The following is a 12,013-nucleotide window of genomic DNA, read 5'->3' on the forward strand; positions in this document are numbered from 1 at the left end:
CAAGGCCGTCCCAAAGGATGGCCTTGTTTTTATCGGTTATGCACTTCTCTTTGCTTTTTTCATCATCCGGTCACTATACCAGAATCCGGCGGTGAGCGATGCCGCGTCTATGACTATGAGCAACCAGGAATCCGTATATCCTTTTGACACCGAAGCCGCTATGAGGGCAACGGTCAGGATCAAGCCGACATAATGATTATACGTCACCCGTGTGAACAGAACGACAAGCAATCCCGGTAAAAATAAGCCTAAAATAATTTTGGACACGTTCAACTCTCCTTGTAAATAAGGGAATAACACATATTCTACCGAAGTTTCCCCTATCTGGAAAGGGGGTTCTTATTCTTCAGCCTCCCGGATCAGTTTCTGTGTCCGTTCTTTCAGTTCATGATGGGGGATGAATTTCTCGGACAGCATATCTGGAAGGATATATTCGAGGAAGTATTGGACGCAATCCATGTCCTTATATTTGACGATGGTGGTCAGTGCCTCCTGATAAATTTCAATAAACAATGGTTCAGGATTTCCTTTTTGGATTTCACCGAAGGACTCGTATAAAAGGTCGATTTTATCTGCGACGGATAAAATCCTTCCTTCCAGTGTCTCATCCTTCCCCTCTTTAAACCGTTCCCGGTACACTTCCTGAAATTGCGGTGGAAACTCCGTGGTGATGAATTTATTCACCATCTGATCTTCCACCTGGCTGAAGAGCTCCCGTAATTTTCCCGAAGCATATTTCACAGGTGTTTTGATATCACCGGTGAACAGTTCTGCGTAGTCATGGTTCAATGCTTTTTCATAGAGGGCTTTCCAATCCAATTCTTTTCCGTTCTGTTCCTCCACCGTCCCGAGAAACTGGGCGATTTTCGTTACTTTAAAGGAATGGCTGGCCACATTATGCTCGTGGTATTTGAAGCGACCCGGACAGCGGATGAGGGTCTCGAGGTCTGATAAGCTTTTAAAATAATGATGAATTCCCATGGTATTCTCCTCTCTCTGATTATGTTTACTTTATGAAAATAGTATCAAGGAGAGTCGGCCGATGCAAAGATTCGTGGCTTATCCTTTTCTACTTCTCTTACTAATATGGTATTTTACGGTGGAATGATACGTGCTTGATTGCCTGTCCATATTTTTTCAGGATAGTATGGGTTGATAAAAACACCCCTTCATCACATGAAGGAGTGTTTTTGACTTTATATGAGACGCACGGAAACGACGCCGGTGATGTTTTTCATTTTTTGTTTCACTTCGGCCTGTTCATCTTCCGCCAGTTTCTGGTCAAGGTCGATCATGGTATACGCCCACGTGTTCTTACTGCGGTTGATCATATCGGCGATGTTGACGGCGTAACCTGAGAGGACCGTGGCGATTTGTCCCACCATGTTCGGGATGTTCTGATGCATGACCGTCACTCTCATCTTCCCGCTGTACGGAAGCTCAACGTCCGGCAGGTTGACGGCATGCTTGATATTCCCGGTTTCAAGATAGGTTTTCAGCTGTTTGGTGGCCATGATGGCACAGTTTTCTTCCGATTCGACGGTAGACGCACCGAGATGAGGGACCGGCACGACATTTTTCATGGCGAGGACCTTTTCATTCGGAAAATCCGTCACATATTTCCGGACGATTCCTGATTCCAGTGCAGTGGCCATGGCATCCTCTTCCACCAGCTCACCCCTAGAGAAATTCAGGATCGTCATTCCTTTTTTCATTTTCCTAAATGCTTCTTCGCTTACAAAGCTTGCCGTTTTGTCTGTCAGAGGGATGTGCAATGTGACAAAATCACACTCAGCCCATACTTCTTCAATGTGATGGGCCCGCTTCACATCCTGGGATAAACGCCATGCAGCATCGACGGAGATAAATGGATCGTAGGCGACTACATCCATCCCGAGGGCAAGGGCATCGTTTGCGACGAGGACACCGATTGCCCCCAAGCCAACGACCCCGAGCTTCTTGCCTTTGATTTCACTTCCTACGAATTCCTTTTTCTTCGCTTCCACGACACCCGGGACATCATCTTCCGACTCTCTTAACGAGTTTGTCCAGCCGACGGCAGAATACAGGTTACGGGAGGAAGCGATCAAGTTGGCAAGGACCAGCTCCTTGACGGCATTCGCATTGGCCCCCGGTGTATTAAAAACAACAATCCCCTTTTCCGTACAGAGATCAATGGGGATATTATTGACTCCCGCTCCTGCACGGGCGATGGCCTTGACGGAAGCAGGGAAATCGTAATCATGAAGGTTTTTCGATCTGACGAGGATTCCATCGGGGTCCCCGTTTCCATTCAGATGATAGTTCAGGTCGTCCTCAATCAGTGATAATCCGCTTTGACTGATGGCGTTGTACGTATTGATTGAAATCATTCTCAACATCCTCCTCGATCAGATTCAAATTTTTTCATGAAATCGACCAGCGATTTCACTCCTTCAAGTGGCATGGCATTGTAAAGACTCGCCCTCATTCCACCGACGGATCGGTGACCCTTTAAAAATTCAAACCCCTTCGCTTTGGCTCCCTTTAAAAAATCCGCATCCAGTTCATCATTGCCCGTCGAAAAAGGAATGTTCATCAAGGAACGATTTTTCTCCGGTACGGGATTGTGAAATAATGATGATTCATCAATACAGTTGTAAAGAAGGGCGGCTTTCCTTTCATTATGCTCCTGCATCCCTTCCACTCCCCCGTTCTCTTTCACCCATTCCAGTACTAGTTTCAGAACGTAGATGGAAAAGGTCGGTGGCGTATTGAAGAGAGAATCATGCTTCACATACGTTTCGTAGTTCAGCATGGTCGGACAAGTATCGGGTGCCTTCCCGATCAGACTGTCATGAATGATGGCCACGGTCACACCGGATGGGCCAAGGTTCTTCTGGGCCCCGGCATAAATGAGCCCGAAAGAGGAAACGTCTATTTTTTCAGACAGGATGTGGGATGACATATCGGCCACAAGGGGAATGCCTCCTGTATCGGGATACTGGTCGAACCGGGTTCCCTCGATTGTATTATTAGATGTGATATGTACGTAACTTGAATCTGGAGAGAAATCTTCTGGTGTATAGGCCGGGATCTCAAAGGGTTCTTTGAGAGACAGCGATCGGATATCCCCGACTTTCTCCGCCTCTTTAACGGCTTTCTTCGACCAGCTTCCTGTCACGATGTAATCCGCTCCCTGTCCTTCACCGAGAAGATTAAGAGGGATCATGGAAAACTGAAGGGACGCTCCCCCCTGCATGAAGACCACTCTATAATCATCAGGAATCGCAAGCAGTTCACGGAGTAAGCCTTGTGCTTCTTCTATTATATTTTGGAAAGGGGCAGACCGATGACTCAATTCCATCACAGACATGCCCGTTTCACGATAATTCAATAACTCATTTTGAACCTTCTTCAACACGGGCTCAGGCAACACAGCAGGACCAGCAGAAAAATTATACACACGCTTCAACAACAGCACCACCAAAAGTTCAGAATTTTTCAACAGTATAATCCCGTGCAGCGCTTTCGTCAATATCAGTAACCCATGATGAAAACGCTTAATAAGATGGTTTTTAGCCTCATGCGTGGTCATGGATGAATTCTTGCTAGTTTTATAAAAAAAATCGCCTTCCCCGCTTCACCCAATAATGGTAAAACGGACAAGCCGATTTTATTCATTTTAACCTGTTAAGATATCTTCTTTCGGATAGCGGATTTTTTCTTTATCAGGTCGTGACAGGGAGAACGCAAGTGTAAGGGGTCCGAGTTTACCTGCGAACATCACAACGATGATGATACACTTTCCAATAGCAGAAAGGGAACCCGTAATCCCCATGGACAAGCCCACCGTACCGAAGGCAGACACCACTTCAAACACTATGGACAGGAACGAAACATCATGCTCTGTCATTTCCAGGAAGAAAAGCGCGGTGAACACCAGCAGCACGCTGATCATGGATAGAGCCAAAGCTTTGAAAATATGCGCTTGATCAATTGTACGCCTGAAAATCCGGATTTCTTTTTTTTCTTTTAAAAAGGCAATCATACTCAATGAAATGACCACAAAGGTTGTGAGCTTGATCCCACCGCCTGTGGAGGCACTGCCAGCTCCAATAAACATTAATAAAATCGTAAAGAGCAGCGTGGATCGCTCCATGCTTCCGTAATCAAGGGAGTTGAATCCCGCTGTACGGGGGGTGACCGCTTGAAAGTAGGAAGCGAATATCTTATCGGAAAGCGGCAGCTGAGCCAGGGTGTTCGGGTTATTGAATTCCAGCACGAATATCATCATGAAGGCGATGACATTGATCAGAAAGGTTCCAATGACCATGATTTTTGTGTGGAGGGATAATTGACGGATCGTTTTGGATTTCCACAGATCAACCAGAACCGTGAACCCGATCCCCCCCAGTATAAATAGAAATGAAATGGTCAAATTAATGATCGGACTTCCCACATATCCCATCAAACTGTCGGAAAACAAGGAAAAACCGGCATTGTTAAACGCAGATATAGAATGAAAGATACTGACATACAAGCCCCGTTTCCATCCAAACTCCGGTACCCATTCCGTCGCTAATAAGAGAACGGCAAACCCCTCAACGATAAAGGAAAAAATAAATAAATATTTCACAAGCTTGATGACACCGCCTACGGAAGTCTGATTCAGTGCCTGTTGAAGGAGTAACCGTTCTTTGAATCCGATTTTCTTACCAAGCATCATGAAGATCAAGACCGCGAAGGACATGATCCCGAGCCCTCCGATCTGGATCAGGCTCATGACGACCACTTCCCCGAACAGAGTGAAGGCCCCTCCCGTATCAACCACGGCAAGCCCTGTCACCGTCATGGCGGACGTGGTCGTGAACAATGCGTCGAGCCATGAGATCTGTTCAGTGGTGGCAAAAGGAAGCTTTAAGAGCCCCATTCCCAGTATGATGAAAAATAGAAAGGTCACAACAAGAAGTTGCGGCGGACTTAACCGGATGACCTTTTGCTTCATCTTTATACACCTTCTTTTTCAAATCGATTGATATCCCGGTTGTGTCCTATAACGATCAGAAGATCCTCTATTTCAACCACCTCGTCGGCAGAAGGAGAGACAATGACTTCTTCCCCCCGATGGATGGCGATGATATTACAGCCGAATTTCGCACGGACGTCGAGCTCATTCAACGTTTTATTGGCTACCTTCTTGGAAGCATAGACCTCTACGATGCTGTGCTCTTTCGACAGCTCGATATAATCAATAATCTTTTCAGACGTGATATGGTGGGCGATCCTTCTTGCCATGTCACGCTCCGGATGAATGACCTTATCCGCACCGATCCGGTCCAGTACTTTCTGGTGGTAGGAATTCGATGCTTTCACCCACACTTCCTTGACCCCCAATTCCTTGAGAAGGAGCGTGGTGAGGATACTTGCTTCGATATTATCGCCGAAGGATACGATCACGTGATCGAAGTTCCTTAAACCAAGTGATTTCAAAACCGACTCATCCATGGCATTGGCCTGCACCGCGTGGGTGGCGATGTCGATGTAGTGCTGTACCACATCATGATGAATATCGATGGCGAGCACTTCCACATCCAGATCAGCCAGTTCCTGAACCAAATTCCCTCCAAATCTCCCTAATCCAATAACGGCAAACTGCTTTTTCATGATGAAATCCTCCAAAACCTTTTTTATAGCTTAACCAATTACTGCCTGACTTTACTACCATGTTAAACAACGCAAAAAAACCACCAGGAACTAAGCCTGTGGTCATTCATTACAGATCACAAGTATCATCCTCTCCCAATACGCTTACGGAGTTAGCTGACGGATTCGGGTCATGGAAGTGGCCCTACCTTTCGATTGAAAGGATTCACCCCTGAAACTAGTGGGTCCCCCGCTTCAATAATTGAATTAAGCGATAAAGAATATTCATTTGATGATAGATATATTACTCCTCTCCACAGGGGTTGTAAATAGGTTTTTTGTAAAAAAAACCTAAAGAAAAAAAGGCAAAATTATCTCAATCACCCCAAGATTTACTGTTCGTTAAAAAGGTTTGTGTCGTCGTTTTTCAGGGAATAGCATACATTAGTCATACGAAATTCGAATCAGAAAGGAAGAAGCGTTTATGGCAGGAATCTCATCCATTACTTCATCAACGGAAAGCAATGAAAGTTCATCCGTTTCATCTAATGATATAAAGCCCTGGATCAAGGGATTTGCACGAATCGGTTACATCTCAAGAGGGCTCGTCTATATGCTCATCGGGGCATTAGCTGTGATGGCGGCACTCGGGATAGGAGGAAGCACATCGGACTCGAGCGGAGCTTTTACGGCTGTTGCCAGCAAGCCGTTCGGGGAAGTCCTTCTTTGGATCCTCGGAGTGGGCTTGATCGGAATCGTCCTTTGGCGTCTCATTCAAGTGATCAAAGATCCTGAACACGTAAAAAACGGCGGTAAGTCCATGTTCAGAAGACTAGGCAATCTGATCAGCGGGATTGCTTATGGTTCCTTGACATATAACGCCTTTGCCATTGCCATGCACGCCAAAAGCTCCGGATCCGGTTCGGGTTCCAAGCAGACCCTGTCAGCCAAATTATTGGCACAGCCTTTCGGACAATGGATCGTCGGGATTGTCGGACTCATCATCATTGGATTCGCACTATATGAAATTCATAAAGCTTATACGGAAAAATACACCGACAAATTCAAACGCCATGAAATGTCGAAAAAAGAATGGGAACTTGGACGAAAAACAGGAAAACTTGGATTATATTCACGCGGGATCGTCTTTCTGCTGATCGGATACTTCTTCATTCAGACGGCCATCACGGCGGATCCGGATAAGACGAAGGGACTTGACGGGGCGTTATCTAAACTCGCTCAGCAGCCATTCGGACAATGGCTGCTCGGAATTGTTGCAGTAGGATTGTTTTTATATGGTGTCTTCCAGATTTTAAAAGGGAAGAACCGTCATATGACGATTTATTAAGATCTAAAAGGAGCTGCCGGTTTGGCAGCTCCTTTTTCTGTTCTTTCTTTCCTCATTTATCAGAAGCCACCTCTCTACTGATGCTTCCCACTGCAGGCACGAATTTTGACAGTTCAAATAATCTGTTGTATCTTATGAGACTGAATCCTCATTAAACCAATCAGATATATATGTATTTTACATTTAAGACTTTTGGGGAAATCTACTATTACTAAAAGGAGGCGTCAACCAATGAAATCTCTTTGGAGAGGTTATCTCAATACTTCCCTTATCATGAAAATAACCGTGGCTCTCGTACTTGGAATTGCCGTCGGTGTGATATTCGGTAAGGATGCATCTGTCCTTTCACCACTTGGCGATATTTTGATTCGCCTGCTTAAGTTCCTAATCATCCCCCTTATTCTTTTTACCTTGATGGTCGGTGTGAACCAGACCAGTGTTAATAAACTAGGACGAATGGGAGGAAAAACGTTTTTATATTACTTATTCTCATCGGCTTTAGCCATTATCGTCGGGATTGCCGTTGCCAGTATCTTTAATCCCGGCACAGGGATGACCCTTGATACGACGGAAAAATTCAAGGTACCGGAAAATCCGGGGGTCACCAGTGTTCTTCTGAATATCATCCCTGATAATATCGTCACGGCATTCACAGATATGAACCTGCTCGGGATCATCTTTACAGCGATCGTATTTGGTATTGCGATTTCATATTTACGGTCTTCAGCGGAATACCACGAACTCGGTGAACATGTGTACAAAGTCGTAAATGGCTTAAACGAAGCCACCCTTTCGATTATGAAAGTGGTCCTTCAATACGTTCCCATCGGAATCTTTGCGATCATGGCAAATACGGTCGGGAATCAGGGACTCGACACATTAGTGTCCTTGGGGAATATGATTCTCGTTCTTTATATTGCTTTGTTCGTCCAATTGGCTATCTATATGATTGCTCTGGTTGGATTCAAGATCAGTCCCGGCAAGTTCTTTGCTCAAGCACGTACGCCAATGATTACAGCCTTTGTAACACAGAGCAGCTCTGGCACTCTGCCATTAACATTGAATGCAGCAAAAAACCTCGGATTGCCAAAAAGTTTATACGGCTTCAGCCTGCCTCTCGGCGCCACCATCAATATGGATGGAGCTGCGATTCGGATTGCCGTATCTGCGGTGTTTGCCGCCAATGTCGTCGGTGATCCATTGAGTCTGACCGATATGATGGTCGTTGTCCTCGTAGGAACATTGGCTTCCATCGGAACAGCAGGCGTCCCTGGAGCAGGAATTATCATGATCGCCACCGTATTTGCTCAGCTGGGCCTGCCGATGGAAACCGTTGCACTCCTGACGGCGATTGATGCCCTTGTCGGCATGGGATGTACGGCCCTGAATGTGACGGGGGATCTGGTTGGTACGTCGATTATTGATAAAACGGAGAAGGATGACAAACAAGCTCCTTCCCTTTCATAAATGCCAAAAAAAAAGGATAGCCGCGGCTATCCTTTTTCCTATTACGAAACCTGATGATGCTCCCACCCTGAAGCTTCATCGGCAAAAAGTATCCCCAGTTCATGATGATCCCCTTCATACAGGGCTCCCTGTGTAAAACGGTTTTCACCATTCGTCCCCAGAACCTCCAGCTTACAATAGGCTCCGTTCTTTTGCAGCGCTTCATAAAATGCCCGTTCCGTATTCACTTCGACACCGTTCACCTTCAGGACGATTTCCCCCACTTGAAGGGTCAGTTTCCTGGCAGGTGATCCTGGGAGGATACCTAGGATCATGACGCCATTTGGCTGCCGTTTGAAGAAATAAGGTTTTGAATCATCCGCACTTCGGGTACGGTACGCGATCCAGATCCGGCCAAGGATGGCTACAGTTGCTGCACCGACCGAAAACAGCGGGGCCCAAAATCCTGTTACTGCCAAGGTCAATACGAATGCACCAAGCCAGAACACTCGGGATCCCGTATGCTTGATCGCGACTTCAGGCAGCGTGCTTTTCACCAGCTGCTGAAACCCGAGGAGAAACGGTATACACAGTAATGAATACGTTTCAGTGCCCAGGGTAAACACCGGCCACCATTCAAATGGAAGGGTCAATGACCCCGTGGGTACCAGTACAAACATAGGGACGAGCCATAATTTCTTTCCGAGATGGGCCCCCACCTTCAAGCCACGTGCACTTTTAAGCAGGCGAGGTGATGTGTGCTTCCAGCCATTCAATACAATCAATATTCCTTCGATCATCGTCAATATACCGAGAAGGACGACGATGGAACTGAGCAGACCCAGATTCAGGCTTTCCACATATGTATCCACGTAAGGGATGTCCCACTGAAAATAATCCACCGCTACTAAGATGAAGTAGGAAAATCCTACTGTCATGGTGGCTGACATGAGTTGAAAACGACCCGTTAACGCAAACAGGATCGACACGGCTCCCATAACGATGAGACCGGCGAAAGGAATCACCACTCCCGCTCCGACTGTCACAATAGAAAACAGCAGTCCAAGGACGATTCCGTATGAACATAACACCCGCATATCATGGTATCCGTCCAGCAATCTCGTATTGAAATCTCTCCGTTCCCTCTTCACACGATAATAGCCCGCCATGATAGCGAAAAACACGGACAGATATAGTACAGGATGCAGAAATAGTTTCCCGAATCCCTTTAAAATCTCCAGTAACCAAAGCTCAATCAATATCCGTCACCACCTTTTGCAAGAAAATTTGCATTATCTACTATTTTATCAAAAGAAGCTGTTAAAACCTATTGCAATTTTATTCAATACTTTTACGATTCGATTTCATTTCCGACAGCATTCCTCATATTTTCCCGGGAAATGATGTCGATTGGATGGGAATGATATCTCCATTTGAAGAAAAAGAGACGGTTGAGATTCACCCCAGCCGCCCCTATTCCTTATTGAAAATATGATTTGATACACTCTTTAAAAACGAAAAAGGCAAAACCCATATAATCAAAAGGGGTGTCGATTTCCCACTCCAGCATCATGTTTCCCCTCCTTTTATTGTGAGTATTGATTCAGCCACTCTTTCAATTCGTTTGATATCCCGTATTTAATCAGACTTGCGTGGCCTCCCCTTACCTCTGCTGCTACCTTATTCGTGCTAGACACCCGTTCCAGCAAGGGCGTGCTAATCGAGGAAGGAACCAAGTGATCATATTGGGAAGAAATCAGGTAAAGGTTCGAATCGATTTTTTTCAAATCCACTTCTACGCCGGCGAGTTCAAATTCCCCTGCCATCAGCACATTCTCTTTTACAAAATAAGTGATAATGTCACGGCCCATGGCTCCGGTCAGGGAAATGTGATCATTTGTCCATTGATTGAACCGACGCCAATAATGGGCATAGTCGGGATCGTAGGCTTTATTTAACAACGACAAGTAGGGAGAATAGTAAATGGGCGAAGTTAAAGCCCTCATCCCGTAACGGATCATGGGGGCCGGTATGAGATCGATTCTTTCCATGATACCCGGGAGATCTATTTCGTCTTTCTTCAAAGCCTGCACCCAATTGTGATAAGCGGGGACCTGACCAAAGTCAATCGGCGTGACAAAAAGAAGCAGATTTCTGATCAGGCAGGGGTTTAAAGCGGCATAAATGACAGCCAGCGTCCCACCTAAGCAAAATCCGGAAAGGGACAGCTCGTCCTTCCCACTATGTTGAAGGGCCTTCTTTATGCACGGGTCCACATAGTGAGACAGATACTCCGCGACTCCTGTACCTTTCTCTTCCACTACGGGTTCACCAAATTCAAGAAGATAAACGTCGTATCCTTCTTGAAGAAATGTCCCTATCAGACTGTGTTCCTTTGTCAAATCAAGGATGCATGGCTTGTTAATATGCGAGTATAGTAAGAACACAGGAATATGCCCGTTTTCATTTACAGGGGCATAGTGCCACAATCTACTATTATTGTTCGTCCAGATCTTTTCCCTTGGAAAATTCGGCTGCCACTCACTATCATTTTGCAAAGTCTCGATGAATCCCTTCCAACGGGCTCGTTCTTTTTGTTCAATCTCTTTTTTCATGTATTCACTTCCATTCTTTATTCATTCAGCGTCTGTAAGAGTGAAAGAAGTTGAATGAATACCAGTACTGTTTGGAATAATTCAAGCCATTGTTTGACGACCGCTACCACTTCCGGGTCATCAAGCTTCCCTACAATCCACTGATTCAACTCATACTCCACACTCATTCCGATTTTTTTCAGTTCCTCATAAAATAGATCCATGTCTCCCCCTCCTTATACCTGCGCCCGGATGCCGCCATCCACGACTAAGATGTGACCGTTTATATAGTCAGAAGCAGCAGAGGAAAGGAAGATGGCGACCCCGTTCAGATCCTCTCCCTGTCCAAATCGCCTTGCTGGTATATGCTGCTTGATCATATTTCCCTGACTAGCAAAAAGTTCCTTCGTGATCTTGGTTGGAAAGAAACCGGGAGCGATGGCATTCACCTGGATATTATGCGGTGCAAGTTTCACGGCAAGATCTTTCGTCAACGTCATGACCGCACCCTTGCTCGTATTATAGGGTACCGTATCCATGAGCATGGGGTTCGTCCCGCCAAACCCCGTAACGGAAGCGATGTTAATGATCTTCCCTGCTTTTTGCCTGACCATGATCCGGGACACTTCCTGGGAAAATAAAAAAGCCCCCTTTACATTGACATCCATCACCTTGTCCCACTTATCTTCAGGGATGTCAGCAAATGGACCGGCCCAGGACGTCCCGCTGTTATTGATCAATATATCGATTCTTCCAAACTCTTTCATCACCGTTTCCACTACATGTATAACATCCGCTTTCAGCGTCACATCGCAAGGAATGGCGAGTGACCTTACACCTGAACCAATCAACGTTTCCATCACTTCTTCACACGCCGACTGGTTTCTCGAACAGACCACAACATGAGCACCAGCACTTCCCAATGCCAGGGCCATCTCTTTCCCGAGGCCCCGTCCACCGCCTGTGACGATGGCGACTTTGTCTTTGACTGAGAACATTC

At 45.9% G+C, this 12,013-nt stretch carries 12 protein-coding genes and 1 riboswitch; of the genes, 2 read left to right on the forward strand and 10 right to left on the reverse strand.

Annotation, left to right across the window (positions count from 1 at the left end):
* Positions 1-36 precede the first annotated feature (36 nt).
* From P8596_RS21045 to P8596_RS21070, 6 genes are all read right to left on the reverse strand, one after another.
* Positions 37-267: a CsbA family protein gene (locus P8596_RS21045; protein WP_034764322.1), complete on the reverse strand. Its 231-nt coding sequence runs from the start codon at positions 265-267 to the stop codon at positions 37-39.
* Between the two features lie 72 nt (positions 268-339).
* Entirely contained in the window at positions 340-981 is a 642-nt protein-coding gene (locus P8596_RS21050) for an HD domain-containing protein (protein ID WP_061810167.1), read from the reverse strand.
* 215 nt (positions 982-1,196) lie between these two features.
* Entirely contained in the window at positions 1,197-2,372 is a 1,176-nt protein-coding gene (locus P8596_RS21055) for a phosphoglycerate dehydrogenase (protein WP_279724956.1), read from the reverse strand.
* Positions 2,373-2,374: 2 nt separating this feature from the next.
* Positions 2,375-3,454, reverse strand: coding sequence for a 3-phosphoserine/phosphohydroxythreonine transaminase (serC, locus tag P8596_RS21060; protein ID WP_279727042.1), 1,080 nt, complete (start codon positions 3,452-3,454; stop codon positions 2,375-2,377).
* Positions 3,455-3,664: 210 nt separating this feature from the next.
* Complete coding sequence (locus P8596_RS21065) at positions 3,665-4,987, reverse strand: TrkH family potassium uptake protein (RefSeq protein ID WP_254652358.1); 1,323 nt, start codon at positions 4,985-4,987, stop codon at positions 3,665-3,667.
* A 2-nt stretch (positions 4,988-4,989) separates the two neighbouring features.
* The gene (locus P8596_RS21070; RefSeq protein WP_034764346.1) at positions 4,990-5,646 is read right to left on the reverse strand and encodes a potassium channel family protein; all 657 of its coding nucleotides are present in this window, start codon (positions 5,644-5,646) and stop codon (positions 4,990-4,992) included.
* Positions 5,647-5,771: 125 nt separating this feature from the next.
* Positions 5,772-5,909, reverse strand: a riboswitch (cyclic di-AMP (ydaO/yuaA leader).
* A gap of 200 nt (positions 5,910-6,109) precedes the next feature.
* Here P8596_RS21070 and P8596_RS21075 point away from each other — a divergent pair.
* Positions 6,110-6,973: a DUF1206 domain-containing protein gene (locus P8596_RS21075; RefSeq protein ID WP_254652359.1), complete on the forward strand. Its 864-nt coding sequence runs from the start codon at positions 6,110-6,112 to the stop codon at positions 6,971-6,973.
* A gap of 231 nt (positions 6,974-7,204) precedes the next feature.
* Positions 7,205-8,440 (forward strand): dicarboxylate/amino acid:cation symporter, encoded by a 1,236-nt coding sequence (locus P8596_RS21080; RefSeq protein WP_279724958.1) that lies wholly within the window; start codon positions 7,205-7,207, stop codon positions 8,438-8,440.
* A 41-nt stretch (positions 8,441-8,481) separates the two neighbouring features.
* Here P8596_RS21080 and P8596_RS21085 read toward each other — a convergent pair whose 3' ends face one another.
* The 4 genes from P8596_RS21085 to P8596_RS21100 form a co-directional block, all read right to left on the reverse strand.
* Positions 8,482-9,678 carry a zinc metalloprotease gene (locus P8596_RS21085; protein ID WP_279724959.1) on the reverse strand — a complete coding sequence of 399 codons (1,197 nt, stop codon included), beginning with the start codon at positions 9,676-9,678 and terminating at the stop codon, positions 8,482-8,484.
* A gap of 327 nt (positions 9,679-10,005) precedes the next feature.
* A complete protein-coding gene (locus P8596_RS21090) occupies positions 10,006-11,034 on the reverse strand; it encodes an alpha/beta fold hydrolase (RefSeq protein WP_279724961.1) in 1,029 nt (342 codons plus the stop codon).
* Positions 11,035-11,051: 17 nt separating this feature from the next.
* A complete protein-coding gene (locus P8596_RS21095) occupies positions 11,052-11,237 on the reverse strand; it encodes a hypothetical protein (protein ID WP_279724963.1) in 186 nt (61 codons plus the stop codon).
* Positions 11,238-11,249: 12 nt separating this feature from the next.
* Positions 11,250-12,011: a glucose 1-dehydrogenase gene (locus P8596_RS21100; RefSeq protein ID WP_279724965.1), complete on the reverse strand. Its 762-nt coding sequence runs from the start codon at positions 12,009-12,011 to the stop codon at positions 11,250-11,252.
* Positions 12,012-12,013 lie beyond the last annotated feature (2 nt).

Origin of the sequence: Rossellomorea sp. DA94, assembly GCF_029834455.1 — a bacterium.
GTDB lineage: Bacteria > Bacillota > Bacilli > Bacillales > Bacillaceae_B > Rossellomorea > Rossellomorea vietnamensis.

Bases quoted from the DNA above. Each gene is read 5' to 3' on its own strand.
- P8596_RS21080 (WP_279724958.1), top strand. From the start codon at position 7,205: ATGAAATCTCTTTGGAGAGGTTATCTCAATACTTCCCTTATCATGAAA.
- P8596_RS21050 (WP_061810167.1), bottom strand. From the start codon at position 981: ATGGGAATTCATCATTATTTTAAAAGCTTATCAGACCTCGAGACCCTC.
- P8596_RS21100 (WP_279724965.1), bottom strand. From the start codon at position 12,011: ATGTTCTCAGTCAAAGACAAAGTCGCCATCGTCACAGGCGGTGGACGG.
- P8596_RS21070 (WP_034764346.1), bottom strand. From the start codon at position 5,646: ATGAAAAAGCAGTTTGCCGTTATTGGATTAGGGAGATTTGGAGGGAAT.
- P8596_RS21090 (WP_279724961.1), bottom strand. From the start codon at position 11,034: ATGAAAAAAGAGATTGAACAAAAAGAACGAGCCCGTTGGAAGGGATTC.
- P8596_RS21055 (WP_279724956.1), bottom strand. From the start codon at position 2,372: ATGATTTCAATCAATACGTACAACGCCATCAGTCAAAGCGGATTATCA.
- P8596_RS21065 (WP_254652358.1), bottom strand. From the start codon at position 4,987: ATGAAGCAAAAGGTCATCCGGTTAAGTCCGCCGCAACTTCTTGTTGTG.
- P8596_RS21095 (WP_279724963.1), bottom strand. From the start codon at position 11,237: ATGGATCTATTTTATGAGGAACTGAAAAAAATCGGAATGAGTGTGGAG.
- P8596_RS21075 (WP_254652359.1), top strand. From the start codon at position 6,110: ATGGCAGGAATCTCATCCATTACTTCATCAACGGAAAGCAATGAAAGT.